The 15,735-nt window shown below is 71.0% G+C and carries 18 protein-coding genes; 6 read left to right on the top strand and 12 right to left on the bottom strand.

The genetic code is table 11. From position 1 onward, the window contains the following. Positions 1–8 precede the first annotated feature (8 nt). Positions 9–983 (top strand): tripartite tricarboxylate transporter substrate binding protein, encoded by a 975-nt coding sequence (locus R0232_RS30940; RefSeq protein WP_057590734.1) that lies wholly within the window; start codon positions 9–11, stop codon positions 981–983. A 16-nt stretch (positions 984–999) separates the two neighbouring features. On the opposite strand, the gene R0232_RS30935 is transcribed toward R0232_RS30940, so the two are convergent. Then, a complete protein-coding gene (locus R0232_RS30935) occupies positions 1,000–1,614 on the bottom strand; it encodes a TetR/AcrR family transcriptional regulator (RefSeq protein WP_431510528.1) in 615 nt (204 codons plus the stop codon). Between the two features lie 109 nt (positions 1,615–1,723). Between R0232_RS30935 and R0232_RS30930 the strand changes: the two genes are divergently transcribed. Beyond that, positions 1,724–2,977 (top strand): MFS transporter, encoded by a 1,254-nt coding sequence (locus tag R0232_RS30930; RefSeq protein ID WP_431510527.1) that lies wholly within the window; start codon positions 1,724–1,726, stop codon positions 2,975–2,977. Here R0232_RS30930 and R0232_RS30925 read toward each other — a convergent pair. After that, positions 2,974–3,816, bottom strand: a complete 843-nt coding sequence (locus R0232_RS30925; protein ID WP_431510526.1) for an HAD-IIB family hydrolase — start codon at positions 3,814–3,816, stop codon at positions 2,974–2,976. The genes R0232_RS30930 and R0232_RS30925 overlap by 4 nt on opposite strands. Before the next feature lie 116 nt (positions 3,817–3,932). Here R0232_RS30925 and R0232_RS30920 point away from each other — a divergent pair, with 116 nt between their 5' ends. Genes R0232_RS30920 through R0232_RS30910 form a run of 3 tightly spaced genes read left to right on the top strand, consistent with a single transcriptional unit; the run spans position 3,933 to position 6,605 of the window. Continuing rightward, a complete protein-coding gene (locus R0232_RS30920) occupies positions 3,933–4,940 on the top strand; it encodes an ABC transporter ATP-binding protein (protein WP_057590739.1) in 1,008 nt (335 codons plus the stop codon). Beyond that, positions 4,937–5,782, top strand: coding sequence for an ABC transporter permease (locus tag R0232_RS30915; protein ID WP_431510525.1), 846 nt, complete (start codon positions 4,937–4,939; stop codon positions 5,780–5,782). Before R0232_RS30920 ends, R0232_RS30915 begins: the two co-directional genes overlap by 4 nt. A gap of 7 nt (positions 5,783–5,789) precedes the next feature. Next, the gene (locus R0232_RS30910; protein WP_093348104.1) at positions 5,790–6,605 is read left to right on the top strand and encodes an ABC transporter permease; all 816 of its coding nucleotides are present in this window, start codon (positions 5,790–5,792) and stop codon (positions 6,603–6,605) included. Between the two features lie 125 nt (positions 6,606–6,730). Here R0232_RS30910 and R0232_RS30905 read toward each other — a convergent pair whose 3' ends face one another. From R0232_RS30905 to pqqA, 6 genes are all read right to left on the bottom strand, one after another. After that, a complete protein-coding gene (locus R0232_RS30905) occupies positions 6,731–8,359 on the bottom strand; it encodes a peptide chain release factor 3 (protein WP_431510524.1) in 1,629 nt (542 codons plus the stop codon). A gap of 78 nt (positions 8,360–8,437) precedes the next feature. After that, on the bottom strand, positions 8,438–9,595 hold the full coding sequence (gene pqqE, locus R0232_RS30900) for a pyrroloquinoline quinone biosynthesis protein PqqE (RefSeq protein ID WP_431510523.1): 1,158 nt from the start codon (positions 9,593–9,595) through the stop codon (positions 8,438–8,440). Next, on the bottom strand, positions 9,592–9,867 hold the full coding sequence (pqqD, locus tag R0232_RS30895; protein ID WP_093348099.1) for a pyrroloquinoline quinone biosynthesis peptide chaperone PqqD: 276 nt from the start codon (positions 9,865–9,867) through the stop codon (positions 9,592–9,594). Before pqqD ends, pqqE begins: the two co-directional genes overlap by 4 nt. Next, positions 9,864–10,610: a pyrroloquinoline-quinone synthase PqqC gene (gene pqqC, locus R0232_RS30890; protein ID WP_431512939.1), complete on the bottom strand. Its 747-nt coding sequence runs from the start codon at positions 10,608–10,610 to the stop codon at positions 9,864–9,866. Before pqqC ends, pqqD begins: the two co-directional genes overlap by 4 nt. Positions 10,611–10,662: 52 nt before the next feature. After that, a complete protein-coding gene (gene pqqB, locus R0232_RS30885) occupies positions 10,663–11,583 on the bottom strand; it encodes a pyrroloquinoline quinone biosynthesis protein PqqB (protein WP_431510522.1) in 921 nt (306 codons plus the stop codon). A 97-nt stretch (positions 11,584–11,680) separates the two neighbouring features. Continuing rightward, positions 11,681–11,755: a pyrroloquinoline quinone precursor peptide PqqA gene (gene pqqA / locus R0232_RS30880; protein WP_172705269.1), complete on the bottom strand. Its 75-nt coding sequence runs from the start codon at positions 11,753–11,755 to the stop codon at positions 11,681–11,683. Positions 11,756–11,920: 165 nt separating this feature from the next. Here pqqA and R0232_RS30875 point away from each other — a divergent pair, with 165 nt between their 5' ends. After that, positions 11,921–12,904 (top strand): alpha/beta fold hydrolase, encoded by a 984-nt coding sequence (locus R0232_RS30875; RefSeq protein ID WP_431510521.1) that lies wholly within the window; start codon positions 11,921–11,923, stop codon positions 12,902–12,904. Here R0232_RS30875 and R0232_RS30870 read toward each other — a convergent pair. The 4 genes from R0232_RS30870 to phaP all read right to left on the bottom strand — a co-directional run bounded on the left by R0232_RS30870 (position 12,880) and on the right by phaP (position 15,589). Continuing rightward, positions 12,880–13,497, bottom strand: coding sequence for an N-acetyltransferase family protein (locus R0232_RS30870; protein WP_431510520.1), 618 nt, complete (start codon positions 13,495–13,497; stop codon positions 12,880–12,882). The genes R0232_RS30875 and R0232_RS30870 overlap by 25 nt on opposite strands. Beyond that, the gene (locus R0232_RS30865) at positions 13,494–14,570 is read right to left on the bottom strand and encodes an alpha/beta fold hydrolase (protein WP_431510519.1); all 1,077 of its coding nucleotides are present in this window, start codon (positions 14,568–14,570) and stop codon (positions 13,494–13,496) included. Before R0232_RS30865 ends, R0232_RS30870 begins: the two co-directional genes overlap by 4 nt. After that, positions 14,567–15,025 carry a hypothetical protein gene (locus R0232_RS30860; protein ID WP_431510518.1) on the bottom strand — a complete coding sequence of 153 codons (459 nt, stop codon included), beginning with the start codon at positions 15,023–15,025 and terminating at the stop codon, positions 14,567–14,569. The genes R0232_RS30865 and R0232_RS30860 overlap by 4 nt, the downstream gene beginning before the upstream one ends. A gap of 66 nt (positions 15,026–15,091) precedes the next feature. Further along, the gene (gene phaP / locus R0232_RS30855; protein WP_093348084.1) at positions 15,092–15,589 is read right to left on the bottom strand and encodes a TIGR01841 family phasin; all 498 of its coding nucleotides are present in this window, start codon (positions 15,587–15,589) and stop codon (positions 15,092–15,094) included. Positions 15,590–15,735: the final 146 nt, after the last annotated feature.

Below are 15,735 nucleotides of genomic sequence, written 5' to 3'. Positions count from 1 at the left end.
CAGCCGCCATGCTCCGCCGCCACACCTTCCTCCGCGCCGCCGCGCTCGCCGCCTGCGGTTTCGCCGCGCCTCTGGCCGCCTTCGCGCAGCAGGCCTTTCCGGCCAAGCCGGTCAAGCTGGTGATCGCCTTCCCCGCGGGCGGCCCCACCGACATCACCATGCGCCAGCTCGCCGACAACGCGAGCCGCATCCTCGGCCAGCCCGTGATCGTCGACAACAAGCCCGGCGCCGGCGGCACCCTGCCCGCGCAGGCGCTGCAGACCTCGCAGGCCGACGGCTACACCATCGCCCAGATCCCGCTCGGCGTGTTCCGCCTCGGCTACACCACCAAGATCAACTGGGATCCGCTCAAGGACATCAACTACGTCATCAACGTGACCGGCTATGCCTTCGGCATCGTCGTGCCCGCGAACAGCCCGTTCAAGACCTGGGCCGACTTCGTCGCCTATGCCAAGGCCAATCCCGGCAAGCTGACCTACGGCTCCACCGGCACCCTGACCAGCCCGCACCTGACCACCGAGCTGGTCGCGCAGAAGGCCGGCATCGAGCTGCAGCACGTGCCCTACAAGGGCAGCGCCGACCTGATGCTCGCCGTGGTCAGCGGCCAGCTCATGGCCGCCGCCGACAGCACCGGCTTCGCGCCGCAGGTCGAGGCCGGCAAGCTGCGCGTGCTCAACACCTGGGGCGAGAAGCGCCTGGCCAAGTTCCCCGATGCGCCCACGCTCAAGGAGCTGGGCTACGACATCGTGCAGAACTCGCCCTTCGGCATCGGCGCGCCCAAGGGCACGCCGCCCGAGGTGGTGAAGAAGCTGCACGACGCCTTCAAGCAGGCGATGGAGGAGCCGAGCTACGTCGCCGCGCTGGGGCGCTACGACATGCTGCCCGACTACATGAGCTCGGCGCAGTACACGAAGTTTGCGCAGGACACGGTGGCGCGGGAGAAGGTGCTGATCGAGAAGCTGGGGTTGGCGAAGGAGAAGTGAGATCGGTGACCGCTAGCTAGCTAGCGCGGGCCGCGCCGTCCTCCTTGCGTGTGCCCAGCGCGAACAACTCCCCCACCAACCGCTCCCCCAGCTCCACGCGCACCGGCTCCCCCCCGAACACCAGCCTGAACACGATCGGCGCGATCAGGTGATCGATCACCTGTTCGGCCGTCGGCGTGGCCTCGCCGCGCGCGCGGGCCTGTTCGACCAGGGCCAGCGCCTCGCGGCGGCGGTTGCGCAGGCAGTCGGTGTCCTCGTCGCCGTTGGCCAGCGCGGCCGCGGCCTTCAGCAGCGAGGTGTTGCACGGCTTGGCCAGGTGCTCGATCAGTTCGCGCGCCCAGGCCGCGAGGTCGGCGCGCAGCGTGCCGGTGTCCGGCAGCGGGCGGTCGGGGTCGAGGCGGTGGGTGGCGGTCTCGGCCAGCAGGCCGGAAAGATCGCCCCAGCGGCGGTAGATGCTGGAGGCGCTGACGCCCGCGCGCTCGGCCACGGCCGGCACGGTGACGCGCTCTCGGCCCTGTTCTGCGACCAGTTCCTCGAGCGCGGCGCGCACCTGCGCCTGCACCTGCGCGCTGCGCCCGCCGGGGCGCTTGGCTGAAGAAGAGGGAGCGGCGGACGGGACGGCGGTGTTCATGGTGAATCGACTTTAACGCAAAGATATTTGCTTTAACAGCGGGAGAAGCCTAGAATCACAAACGCAAAGATTTGTGCGTTAAGAGCCGTTTCGCGCCAAGGAGTTCACCGTGTCCCAATGCCCCGACCTCGCAAGCCGTCCCGGCACCGCCGCCGCCCCCGTCCGCGCGGCGCCGCGGCGCATGCCCGCCGCGCTGGCCTTCCCGCTGCTGGCGGCGGTGCTGTTCGCCTTCTTCTTCGCGGCGGCCGCGCCGTCGCCGCTGTTCGTGGTGTTCCAGCATGCCTGGGGCTTCTCGTCCTCGATGCTGACGGTGGCGTTCGCGATCTACGCCATCGCGCTCCTGATCTCGCTGCTGGTGGCCGGCTCGCTGTCCGACCACATCGGCCGCCGCCCGGTGGTGCTCGCGGCGCTGGTGCTGCAGGCGGTGGCGATGGGGCTGTTCCTGCTGGCGGGCGACATCGGCGGGCTGATCCTCGCGCGCGTGGTGCAGGGGGTGGCGACCGGCATCGCGAGCGGCGCGCTGAGCGCGGCCGTGGTCGAGGCAGCACCGGCCGCGAAGAAGCGGCTGGGTGCGCTGATCACCAGCGTGTCGCCGCTCGCGGGGCTGGCGCTGGGCGCGCTGCTCACGGGCATGGCGGTGCGCTGGACCGGGCAGCCGGTGACGTGGGTGTTCGGCGTGCTGGCGCTGGTGTTCGCATTCGGCGCGGCGCTGGTGCTGTGGATGCCCGAGACCGTGACGCCGCGCGCCGGCGCGCTGGCCTCGCTGGTGCCGCGGGTGTCGATCCCCGTGCGGGCGCGCGCCGAGTTCGCACGCGGGCTGCCGGTGTTCATCGCGGTGTGGGCGCTCGGCGGCTTGTTCCTGTCGCTCGCGCCTTCGCTGATGCACCACGTGTTCGGCATCGACAGCGGCGTGGTCAACGGCCTCACGATCGCGGTGCTGTCGGGCGTGGGGGCCGTGGCGCCCACGCTGCTGGGCCGCTTCGCGGCGCCGCGCCCGGCGATCCTCGGCATGGCCAGCCTGGCGCTCGGGCTGGTGCTGCTGCTGGCGGCGCTTGCCACGCGTTCGCTGGCGCTGTTCTTCGTTGGCACGGCGGTGGCCGGCATCGGCTTCGGCGGCGCCTTCTCGGCGCTGGTGCAGACGCTCGCGCCGCTGGCCCAGTCGCACGAACGCGGCGAGCTGTTCGCGGCGATCTTCGTGGTGAGCTACCTGGCCTTCAGCCTGCCGGCGATGCTCGCGGGCTTCCTGGTCGCGCCGCTGGGCCTGTTGGTGACGGTCGAGGGCTACGCGGGCGTGCTGCTGCTGGTGGCGGCGGTGGGCACCTGGAACCAATGGGCGCCGCTGCGCCGGCGTGCCGCGCCTTAGTTCGGTCGCGCCGCGAGGATCGCTGCCACCGCCTCGCTGAAACCCGCGCCGCGCTCGCCGCGGGTCACGTAGTGCGGCAGGAACTCCAGCTGCGGCACGAAGCGCGCGACGTTCGCCACGCCGATGCTGTGCGCGAAGCTGCGGAACATCAGCTGGTCGTTGGTCGAATCGCCCACGTAGGCCCAGCGCGCGATCTCGTCGTCGAGCCGGCGCCCCCAGAGTTCGCGCACGATCCAGCGCGCGCCCTCGAGCTTGTCGTTGCCGCCGTACCAGCCGTTGACGTGGATGCTGCTCACGGTGGCATGCATGCCTTCGCCGCGCATCAGCGCCACCACGCGCGCGATGGTGGCCTCGCCGAGCCGTACGAACTCGCTGTGGTCGATCGCGATGTCGGTCTCGCGGCCCGGCGAGTCGGTGGCGCGGCCGGCGCCCGGAATTTCCGCCTCGATGCGCGCGAGCACCGCCTGCATGCGCCGGTAGTTGGCGGCACGCGTGGGCGCATCCTGCTGGTAGCGCTTGGCGATGCCACCGCCGGGCAGCGGCAGCAGCGCCACCGCGCCGTTCTCGGCCACGATCGCATCGACCGGCCAGGTGTTGACGAAGGGCTCGCTCCAGCCCACGGGCCGACCGGTGATCGCCACCACGTGCAGTCCCGCCGCGCGCAGCGCGCCAAGCGCGGCCAGCGCATCGGCGGTGATCGCGCCCTCGGTGGTCAGCGTGTCGTCGATGTCGGTGAACACGCCCGCGAGCGTGGCGCGCGCGGCGGCGGGCCATTGGCCCAGCGGCAGCAGGCGGTCGGGCGAGGCGGGGAGGGAAGAAGACGCGGTGGAGGAGGACATGGCGGACGAGGCACGGCAGGAGCGCGGATCGTACCGGTGGCCGCGCGCGCCGCGCTTTCGTGTAGCATCCCGCCCCCGCCGGCCGGTCGCGCAGACCGCACCGGCGCGGCCCGCCCATGTCCCAGATCGTCGTCGACCGCCTCCTCAAGACCTACCGCATCGCCGAGCGCGACCCCGGCGTGCTCGGTGCCGTGCGCGGCCTGCTGCACCGCCGCCATCGCACGGTCGAGGCGCTCGCGGGCGTGTCCTTCGCGCTCGAGCGCGGCGAGCTGCTGGGCTTCATCGGCCCCAACGGCGCGGGCAAATCCACCACCATCAAGATCCTCTCGGGCATCCTGCGGCCCGACGGCGGCAGCGTGCGCATCGACGGGCGCGATCCCTTCGCCGACCGCGAGCGCCACGTGGGCCGCATCGGCGTGGTGTTCGGCCAGCGCACCCAGCTGTGGTGGGACCTGCCGGTGGGTGAGGGCTTCGACCTGCTGCGCGACATCTACCGCGTCGATCGCGAACGCTACCGCCGCACGCGAGACGAGCTGGTCGCGCTGCTGAGCCTCGAGCGCGTGCTCGACCAGCCGGTGCGCCAGCTCTCGCTGGGCCAGCGCATGCGCGCCGAGATCGCGGCCGCGCTGCTGCACGAGCCCGAGATCCTGTTCCTCGACGAGCCCACCATCGGCCTCGACGCGCCCTCGAAGCTCGCGGTTCGCGACTTCGTGCGCCGCGCCAACCGCGAGCGCGGCACCACGGTGCTCTTGACCACGCACGACATGCACGACATCGAGGCGCTCGCGCGGCGCGTGATCGTGATCGGCCATGGCCGCGTGCTGGCCGACAGCCCGGTCGAGGCGCTGCGCGCGCAGGTGCTGGCCGAGCGCCGGCTGGTGGTCGACTTCGCGCAGGAAGCGCAATTGCCCGACGACCTCGGCGCCCACTGGCCCGGCGTGCGCGTGAACGCGCGCGACGGCCGCACGCTGGTGCTCGACTTCGATCCCGCGGCCGTCTCGGCGCCGGCCTTGATCGCGCGCATCGCGGCCGAGCATGCGGTGGAGGACATCCGGCTCGAGGGGCTGGCGATCGAGGCCGTGATCGCGCGCTTCTATGCGATGCATGGAGCGGCCGACGCATGAAGGACGGATGGCGCGAGATCGCGCGCCCCTACACCGCGGCCTTCGCCTCGCGCTTCCTGCAGATGCTGCAGTACCGCACCGCCGCGCTCGCGGGCTTCGGCACGCAGTGCTGGTGGGGCGGCATCAAGGTGATGGTGTTCGCGGCCTTCTACGGCGGTGCCTCGGCGGCCGCGCAGGCGCCGATGTCGCTCGAGCACGCCATCACCTACACCTGGCTCGCACAGGGCCTGCTGGTGCTGATGCCCTGGCTGGTCGATCCCGAGGTGGCGCAGTCGGTGCGCACCGGCTCGGTGGCCTACGACCGGCTGCGCCCGGTCGATGCCTATGCGCTCTGGTATGCGCGCAGCGCGGGCTGGATCGCCGCGCGCCTGCTGCCGCGCGCGGCGCTGATGCTGGGCTTCGCCGCCGTCGCGCTGCCGCTGCTGGGGCTCGGTGCCTGGGCCTGGCAGCCGCCGGTGGGCGTGGCGGCAGCGCTGGCCTTCGCTTTGTCGATGGGGCTGGGCCTGGCGCTGTCGACCGCGATGGTGATGCTGCTCAACGTCGCGACGCTGTCGGCGCTCAACGAGCGCGGCATCAACGCGCTGTCGGCGCCATTGGTGATCGTGCTGTCGGGCAACCTGCTGCCGCTCGCGCTGCTGCCCGATGCCTGGCAGACCGCGCTGCTCGTGCAGCCGCTGGCCGGGCTGATGGACATTCCTGCGCGGCTGTACTTCGGCCAGTTGCGCGGCATCGATGCGTTGCTGGGCCTGGCGCTGCAATGCTTCTGGATCGCGCTGCTGGTGGTCACCGGCCGCTGGCTGCTGGTGCGCACCATGCGCCGGCTGCAGGTGCAGGGCGGATGAGCGCGACATGAGCAGGTCCCCGGGATCGATCGCGCTGTTCCTGCGGCTGGTGAAGGCCTCGGTCGGCGCGCAGGCGCGCTACCCGGCCTCGGCGCTGATGCTGACGGTGGGCCAGTTCCTCGTCACCGGCATCGAGGTGGTCGCGGTCTGGGCCATGTTCCACCGCTTCGGCGAGGTGCGCGGCTGGACCCTCGGCGAAGTCGCGCTGTTCTACGGCCTGGTCAACTGCATGTTCGCGCTGGCCGATGCTCTGGGCCGCGGCTTCGATGTGCTGGGCACCGAGTTCCTGCGCAGCGGCGCCTTCGACCGCCTGCTGCTGCGCCCGCGCCCGCTCGCGCTGCAGCTCATGGGCCACGACTTCCGCATCAGCCGCATGGGCCGGCTGCTGCAGGGGCTGGCGGTGATCGGCTTCGCGACCGCGCAGGCCGGCATCGCCTGGACGCCCGAGGCCGTGGCCGTCGCGCTGTTCGCGCTGGCCGGCGGCGTGGCGCTGTTCCTCGGCATCCTGGTGCTGCAGGGCACGCTGGCCTTCTGGACCGTCGAGAGCCTGGAGATCGCCAACGTGCTGACCTACGGCGGCGTGCAGGCGGCGCAGTACCCGCTGGCGCTCTACGCGCGCTGGTTCCGGCGCCTGCTCACCTTCGCGGTGCCGCTGGCCTGCGTGGCCTATTACCCCGCGCTGCTGATCCTCGGGCGGCCCGATCCGCTCGGCGCGCCGCACTGGGTGGGCTGGGTGTCGCCGCTGGCGGGCTTCGTCTTCCTCGCGCTGGCGTTCCGCGTGTGGGGGCTCGGCTTGAGGCACTACGCCTCGACGGGCAGTTGAATTCGGACTTCCGGACGCGAAGAACGCGAAGGTTTCGCGATGGGCGCGAAGAAAACCTTTTTGTTTCTCTTTGGCGTCCTTCGCGAAACCTTCGCGTCCTCTGCGTCCGGCTGCCCGCTTCCGCGTTATCCCGCGCTCTGCAGCGCCAGCCCCGCGTGTTCGCGCAGCGGGTGGAAATGGATCTTCGGGAAGCGTTCCTGCGCCAGCCGCACGTCGTAGGGCGAGGTGCACAGGAAGGCCAGCGTGTCGGCCGCGTCCTTGGCCATGCGCTGCGGATAGGCGTTGACGAACTCGCGCAGCTCGGCCGGCGTGTCCGCCGTGATCCAGCGCGCGCCGGTGTACTGGCAGCCCTCGAGCCGCACGTCGGCGTCGTACTCGGCCTTCAGCCGGTGCTGCACCACTTCGAACTGCAGCTGGCCGACCGCGCCCAGCAGCATCGGGCCGCCGATCTCGGGACGGAACACCTGGATCGCGCCCTCCTCGCCGAGCTGGGCCAGGCCCTGCTGCAGCTGCTTGGTGCGCAGCGGGTTCTTGAGGATCACGGTCATGAACAGCTCGGGCGCGAAGAAGGGCAGGCCGGTGAACTGCAGGCTCGCGCCGTCGGTGATGGTGTCGCCGAGCTGCACGCCGCCATGGGTGGTGAAGCCCACGATGTCGCCTGCATAGGCTTCCTCGACCGCCTCGCGGCGCTGGCTCATGAAGGTCACGACGCTGGTGGGGCGCAGTTCCTTGGCGGTGCGCTGCACCTTGAGCTTCATGCCCGGCGTGTACTTGCCCGAGGCCATGCGCACGAAGGCGATGCGGTCGCGGTGGTTGGCGTCCATGTTGGCCTGCACCTTGAAGACCACGCCCGCGAAGTCCTTGTCCTCGGGCTGGATCTCCTTCGTCACCGGCTGGCGATTGACCAGCGTGGTGCTGGTGCGCGACTGCGGCGAGGGCGCGAGGTCGACCAGCGCGTCGAGCACTTCCATCACGCCGAAGTTGTTCACGCCCGAGCCGAAGAACACCGGCGTCTGCTTGCCGGCCAGGAAGGCTTCGCGGTCCCAGGTGGGCGAGGCGCCGGTGGCGAGCTCCATGCTGTCCATGGCGGTCTCGAAGTCGGTGCCGAAGCGCTCGGCGAGCGTGTCGCGTTCGCTCAAGGGGATGGTCTCGAAGTCCTGCGGCAGGCGTTCGCTGCCCGACTCGAACACCGTCATGGCCTGCGTGCGCAGGTTCATGATCCCGCGGAAGCTCTTGCCCTGGCCCACGGGCCAGGTCATCGGCACGCAGGGCATGCCGAGCTCGCGCTCCACCTCGTCGAGGATGTCGAGCGGCTCGCGCACTTCCCGGTCCATCTTGTTGACGAAGGTGATGATCGGCGTGTCGCGCTGGCGGCAGACCTCGATCAGGCGCCGCGTCTGCGCTTCCACGCCGTTGGCCGCGTCGATCACCATCAGCGCCGAGTCGACCGCCGTGAGCACGCGGTAGGTGTCTTCCGAGAAGTCCTTGTGGCCGGGCGTGTCGAGCAGGTTGATCACGTGGTCGCGATACAGCATCTGCATCACCGACGAGGCCACCGAGATGCCGCGCTGCTTCTCGATCTCCATCCAGTCGGAGGTCGCGTGGCGCGAGGCCTTGCGCGCCTTCACCGAGCCGGCGATCTGGATCGCGCCGGAGAACAGCAGCAGCTTCTCGGTCAGCGTGGTCTTGCCGGCGTCGGGGTGGGAAATGATCGCGAAGGTGCGGCGGCGGCGGGTTTCGGAGGCGAAAGACACGGTAGGGCCAGGTAGAAGGGGTCGGTCGGGCGAACCGGCGATTGTCGCAGGTCACCCCGCGGACCGCACCCCTGCCCCTCAGTTGTGCCCGTGGGGCAGCGACAGCGCGTCGTCGGCCGCGACGAAGCGCCGCGAGGCCTTCGGATCGCGAAACACCAGCGGCTGCGCCGGCAGCTCGCCCGCGTCGGCGCGGCGCACGGCCTCCAGCACCTCGCCGTGCGCGGGGCTCTTGGCGCACACCGGGTCGGCCGCCGCGGCATCGTGCGCCAGCATGTAGGCCTGGCAGCGGCAGCCGCCGAGGTCGCGCTCCTTGTGCTCGCAACTGCTGCAGGGCTCCTTCATCCAGCCGGTGCCGCGGTAGCGGTTGAAGCCCTCCGAATCGCGCCAGGCGCTGCGCACGCTGGTCTCGCGCAGGTTCGGGAACGCGAGGCCCGGCAGCATGCGCGCCGTGTGGCAGGGCAGCGCGGTACCGTCGGGCGCGACGGTCATGAACATGCTGCCCCAGCCGTTCACGCACTTCTTGGGCGCGGCCTCGTGGTAGTCGGGCGCCACGAAGAAGATCCGCATGCGGCCGTCGAGCTTGCGGCGCCAAGCCTCGGTGGCGGCCTCGGCCTGGCGCATCTGCTCGCGCGTGGGCAGCAGGTGGGCGCGGTTCTCGCGCGCCCAGGCGTAGTACTGGGTGTTGGCGAGCTCGAGGTACTCGGCGCCCATGGCCTCGGCCATCTCCACGATGCGGTCGATGTGGTCGATGTTGAGCCGGTGGATCACCACGTTGAGCACCATCGGCCAGCCGTTGGCCTTGATCAGGCCGGCCACCTTCTGCTTGAGGTCGAAGGTCTTCGTGTGCGAGAGGAAGTCGTTCATCTCGCGCGTGGAGTCCTGGAACGAGAGCTGCACGTGGTCGAGGCCCGCGGCCTTGAGCGCCGCCGCGCGCGCCTCGCTCAGGCCCACGCCCGAGGTCAGCAGGTTGGTGTAGTAGCCCAGGCGCCGGGCCTCGGCCACCAGCACCTCGAGGTCGTCGCGCAGCAGCGGTTCGCCGCCCGAGAAGCCGCATTGCACCGCGCCCAGTTCGCGTGCCTCGCGCAGCACGCGCAGCCAGTCCTCGGTGGGCAGCTCGTCGGCATGGCCGGCGAAGTCGACCGGGTTGTAGCAGAAGGCGCAGTGCAGCGGGCAGCGGTAGGTGAGCTCGGCCAGCAGCCACAGCGGCGGACCCGGCAGTGCCGCCGTCGCGCTCACTTCAGCACCACCCAGCGCTGCGCGAGCGCGATCTCGAGGAAGGCCAGCACCTCCTTGCCGAGGCCGGTGGTGTCGAAGCATTCCTCGAGGTCGAGCACGATCGCGCGCACGTCGCTTTGGCCGTCGCAGCGCTTGAGGATCTCGCCCGCGCTCTGGTTGAGCTTGACCATGCCCTCGGGGTAGAGCAGCACATGGCAGTCCTGCGCGGGCTCCCACTGCAGCCGAAAGCCGTCGGCGATGCCGGGCCGGCTGTCGAGCGTGGGCGCGCTCACGACGCGGCTCCCTCGGCGGCCGGCGTCACGCCGTAGGCCAGCGCCATCGCATCGTTCATGGCCCAGAGGATGTCGAGCTTGAACTGCAGGATGTCGAGCGCGCGCTCCTGCTGCGCGCGCGTGGCGAAGTGTTCGAGCGTGAGCGCCAGGCCCTGTTCGACGTCGCGCCGCGCCTGGCTCACGCGGTTGCGGAAGTAGGCCAGGCCGCCGGGCTCGATCCACGGATAGTGCTCGGGCCAGCCGGCCAGCCGCTGCTTGTGGATCTCGGGCGCGAACAGCTCGGTCAGCGAGGAGCACACGGCCTCCTGCCAGGGCGCGCGGCGCGCGAAGTTCACGTAGGCATCGACCGCGAAGCGCATCGCGGGCGTCACGTGGCGCAGGTCGACGATCTCCTCGCGCGCCAGGCCGGTCGCGATGCCGAGGCCGATCCAGGCCTCGATGCCGCCGGGGTCGTCGCCGCTGCCGTCGTGGTCGACGATGCGCTGCACCCAGCCGCGCCGCACCTCGCGCTCGGGGCAGTTGGAGAGGATCGCCGCGTCCTTCACGGGAATCGCGATCTGGTAGTAGAAACGGTTCGCGGCCCAGCCGCGCACCTGCGCGGGCGTGGCGCGGCCCTCGTTGAGCATGCGGTTGAACGGATGGTGGATGTGATAGGCCTTGCCCCTGGCGCGCAGCTGCGCCTCGAACTCGGCGTGGCTCCAGGCCGGCTCGCCGCTGGGCGCGCGTGGCGGCGCGAGGGAGATGTCGATGAGGGCGATGATGGGCTCCTGGGTCCTGGCTGTTCGTTCGTCGTGCTCAGAGCACGATCTCCATGCCGTCGAAGGCGACCTCGATGCCGCGCCGGTCGAGCTCGGCGCGCTCGGGCGAGTCCTCGTCGAGGATCGGGTTGGTGTTGTTGATGTGGATCAGCACCTTGCGCGTGCGCGCGGGCAGGTCGGCCAGCCATTCGAGCATGCCGCCCGCTCCCGACTGCGGCAGGTGGCCGATGCTGCGGCCGGTCTTGCGGCTGAAGCCCAGCGCGATCATCTCGTCGTCGCGCCAGAAGGTGCCGTCGACCATCACGCAGTCGGCCGCGCGCATCGCGGCATCGACCTCGAGGCTGTGCGCGCCGAGGCCCGGCGCATAGAAGGCGCTGCGGCCGCTCGCGGTGTCGGTCAGCGTGAGGCCGATGTTGTCGCCGGGCACGGGATGCTCGCGGTGCGGCGAGTAGGGCGCGGCCTTGCCGACCAGCGCGAGCGCGCGCAGCGCCAGGCCGCTCACGCCCGGCACCTCGAAGCCGCGGCCGTCGAGCGGCAGCTCGTGGTGCGCGACGCCGCAGAAATGCGAGAGCACGCGCAGGATCGGGTTGCCCTGCGTGAGGTCCTCGTGGACCGGCCCGGTGCACCACAGCGGCAGCGGCGCGCCGCGCTCGCGCAGCATGTAGAGGCCGGTCGAATGGTCGACCTGCCCGTCGACCAGCACCACGCCCGCGATGCCGGTGTCGCGCGGGCCGCGCCCGGGCTGCAGCGCGGGCGTGGCCTTGATCTGTTCGAGGATGTCGGGCGAGGCGTTGACCAGCACCCAGTCGTCGCCCACGTCGCCCTTGGCGCAGATCGACGACTGCGTGCGCGCGCGGGCGCGCACGGTGCCCGCGCGCAGGCCGGCGCAGTTCGCGCAATTGCAGTTCCACTGCGGAAAGCCGCCACCGGCGGCGGCGCCCAGGACGCGGATGTGCATGCGGTGCAGCGCCGCGACGCGGCGCGAGAGAAGGGGGAGGGGAAAGCGAAACCGGCACGGACCGCCGAAGCGGGCCGTGCCGGAAAGGGCGTGGCGCTCAGCGCGCCGCCACGTACATCGTGATCTCGAAGCCGAAGCGGAAGTCGGTGGCTTGAGGGGTGGTCCAGGTCATGAAGTCTCCTTGAGGAATTCCATTCGCAGGCGAAGGCCGATGGGCGCCTTCGGAAGCGGCGAAAGCGCGCTCCGCGGACAGCATACCCAGTTTGAGCAGGCCGCGCAGCGTGGTCGCGGCACCCGTCGTGGCGTGGGCATGGTCCGACGGCGTAGCATCGGCCGCATGCTGGAGGCACTTGGTTCTACAGGCGATGGCACGGGCCGGCTCGACGTGGGCGAGGGCCATCGGCTGCACTGGGAGACCACCGGTGCCGTCGAGGGTCGCGCCGCGCTCGTGCTGCATGGCGGGCCGGGGTCGGGCGCCTCGCCCGCGCTCGCGCGCGGCTTCGATCCGGCGCGCTATCGCGTGGTCGCCTTCGACCAGCGCGGCGCGGGACGCAGCACGCCGCGCGGCGAGACGCGCCACAACTGCACCGAGCTGCTGATCGCCGACATCGAGGCGCTGCGGCGGCACCTGGGCATCGCGCGCTGGCTGGTGGTCGGCGGTTCGTGGGGCGCGACGCTGGCGCTGGCCTATGCGGTGCGCCATCCGGCGTCCGTCGATGGACTGCTGCTGCGCGGGCTGTTCGTGCCGAATGCCTCCGAGTTGCATTGGAGCTTCGAGGGGGCGCGCGCGAGCTATCCCGAAGCATGGTCGCGGCTGGCGGACGCGGTCTCGCTGGCCGAGGGCGCGCCGTTGTTGCCCGCGTTGTGTCGCGTGTTCGCGGGCGATGACCTCGCATTGCAATCGCGCGCGACGCTCGCCTGGCTGGCCTGGGAGCACGCGCAGGGCGGCCCGTCCGGCGCTGCGCCGGAGCCACAAGGCGATGCGTTGCAGCGCGCGATCGATCGCTACAGGGTGATGGCGCACTACCTCGCGCACCGCTGCTGGCTCGCGGACGGCGACGGGGTGAGGTGGGGCGCGCTCGACATGCTGCGCGACCATCCGGTGCTGTTCCTGCACGGCGAGCTCGACCGGACTTGTCGCCCGGCCGCCGCTCGAGCCGTACAGCGCCTGCTGCCCGCCAGCCGCTTCGAGACCGTGCCCGGCGCGGGCCACGACCCCTTCCATCTCGCGATGGCGCAACGCATGGCGCGCGCGCTCGATGCCTTCGCCGCGCAAGGCCGCTTCGACCCGCCGCCTCAGAACGCCTCGGTCACCCCGTAGGCCCGCATCTGCGCCTCGACCTGCGCGACGTCCTGGCACAGCACCACGAGGTCGTGCGCGCGGCCCTCGCGGTCCTTCACGTGCTTGCTCAGCAGTGCCTCGGGCCGGAAGCCCAGCGCCTGGAACACCGCGATCGCGCCGCGCTGGTCCACGGTCATCTGCGCCACCACCTTCTCGTGGCCCTGTTCCATCGCGAGCGCGCAGCCTTCCTGCGCGAGCTGCTGGCCCAGGCCGCTGCCGCGCAGGGCAGGCTCGACCAGCACGCGCAGCTCGGCCACGTGGCGCGACCACGAATGCGGATCGCGGATCACCGCCGCGCAGCCCAGCACCTTGTCGTCGCGCACCGCGAGCACGCTGTCGATGTCGCCGCGCGCGATGGCCCGCACCCAGGCGTCCATCACCTTGGGCTGCGTGATGTCGCGCGGCAGGAACAGCAGGTCGTGCGTGGGCAGCGCCTGCGCGAAGGCCAGCACCGCGCCGGCATCGGCGGCGTCCATGCGGCGCAGCGCGATCTCGCCGTCGACATGCGGCAGCGTGCGCGGATAGAGCCGGGTCGAACCCGGGTTCGTCGAGGTGTCTGCGGCATTCGTCATGTGGATCGCACTCCCAGCCATTCGTCGAGCTTCGGCCACAGCCGTCGCACCGCGTTCGGTCCCGCGGCCAGGCTCACATGGCCGCCCTTGAGCACCACCTCCTCCTTGTCCGCCGATCCGATGCCCGCGATCAGCGGCGCGCCCGCCTCATAGGGAACGATGTGGTCGTGCTGCGCGAGCGCATGCAGCACCGGCACCTCGATGTCGGCGAGGCGCACCGGCCGTCCGCCGATCGAGAGCTCGCCCTTGAGCAGCTTGTTGCCCCACATCAGTTCCTTCACGGTCTGGCGGAAGTACTCGCCCGCCAGCGGCAGCATCTCGGCGCCCCAGCGGTCGAACATGCGGTAGGACTTGACGAACTCGTCGTTCGCCATGTTGTCCCACAGCTGCACCAGGCCCGCGCCGCGGCCCGCGGGGCGCAGCATGTCGAAGGAGGCGAACAGCATCTCGGGCGGCACGTTGCCCACGCTGTCGACCAGCCGGTCGACGTCGAAGTAGCGCTTGTCCGACCAGGCATGGAACATCGTCATGCGGCTGAAGTCGATCGGCGTAGTGAACAGCGCGAGGTTCTTCAGCGGCCCGCCCGGATGCAGCGCCGCGTAGAGCGTGGAGAGCACGCCGCCCATGCAGTAGCCGACGATGCTCACGTCCTCCTCGCCCGAGCGCTGCTGCACGCGGCGGATCGAGTCGGGGATGAAGTCGAGCACGTAGTCCTCGATGCGCAGCCGCTTCTCCTGCGGCCGCGGCGCGTTCCAGTCCATCATGTAGACGTCGTAGCCCTGCCGCAGCAGGTGCTCGACCATGCTCTGGCCCGGCGCGAGGTCGAGGATGTAGCCCTTGTTGGTGGTGGCCATCACGATCAGCACCGGCACGCGGTAGATCTCGTCGACCACCGGCCGGTAGTGGTAGAGGCTCAGCGTGCCGCGGCGATGGATCTCGTCCTTGGGCGTGAGCCCGACCGCGGGCGTGGCGCTGGTCAGGAAATCCAGGCCCTTGATGTTGCGCTGGATGGTGCGCTCGATCTCGGCGCGCAGGTCGGGCAGCACCGGCAGTTCGGCGGCGGGCGTGCTCATGGGCGCGGGCGGCGGGTGCGGGCCGGGGACTTCGAGGCCTTGGCCGCTGCCTTCTTCGCGGGTGAGGGTGCGGGAGCGGGTGGCGCGGCCGCCATCGAGGGCGGCTGCTTCGTGCGCTTCGGCGCCGATGACTGCGGCGCCGGCGCTGGCGCAGCACCGCCGTCCTCGAGCTGCCGCGAGATCCGCGCCAGGTGGTCGTCGATGTGCTGCAACTGCTCGGAGAGCGCCTGCAGGTCGGCGCGCGTCGGCAGGTTCAGCATCGTGAGCAGCCGCGCCATCAGGTCGCCGAGCGCCTTCTGCGCGCCCAGCGAGGCGTTCATGCCGCCATGCATGCCCTGTCGGAACGGATCGGAGGCCATGGCCTCGTTGGCGAACGCGTTGGTGCTCTTTTCCCATTGCGCGGTGAGCTCGCGCCAGATCGCCATGGGGTCGAGGGGAGAGGAGGACTGGGTCATGGCCGCACACCGAGGTTCGTCGTCGGAAGGCCGCGCCGTGCGCCGGCGCGGCGCCTGGGCCGCGCGCTACTTGCGCTGCAGCATCTTCGTGACCTCGTCGACGTTCGACTGGATGCGCTGGCGCACCACCTCGAAGGCATCGGCCTGCGACTTGGCCGCGAGGTTGGCGAGTTCCTTGATGTCGTCGACCGCGCGCTGGAACGACTGGCGGCCGAGCGCGTCGAGCTTGGCGAGGCTTTCCTTCGGATCCTTGCCGGGGATGTCCTTGGCGGCGGCCTGCCAGTCGGTGATCGCGCTCTTGATCATCTCGGTCTGGCGCTGCACCACCGTCTGCAGGCCCTGGAACGACTTCTCGTTGGCCTGCATCAGCGCCTGCAGGTCCTTGCGGCCGCTGTCGAGCAGCTTGCTCGCGCCGTCGGTCATGTTGAGGTTCTGCAGCCGCTCGGCCATGCCCTTGAGCGGGTTGAGCATGTCGGCCGCGCTCGGGGCCGCCTTTCTCTCGGCGCTTCCGCTGCTGCTGCTGGCAGTGGTCTTCTTGGCGGCGGCTTTCTTGGCAGTGGCCATGGTGCGGAATCTCCTGAGGACGTTGGACAAGATGGTGGCGGGACCGGCCGCGCACGCGCGCGGTCCGCCGCCACGATACGCCGCGACGACCCTGCCGCGGCGATCGCGGCCGCGGATTTGCCTGGGGGATTTCCCGAAGGGATGGT

This window comes from Variovorax sp. DAIF25, from assembly GCF_050711835.1.
Classification (GTDB): domain Bacteria; phylum Pseudomonadota; class Gammaproteobacteria; order Burkholderiales; family Burkholderiaceae_C; genus Variovorax.
The sequence above is the reverse complement of the archived record's forward strand: the minus strand, read 5'-3'. Positions and strand labels throughout refer to the sequence as shown.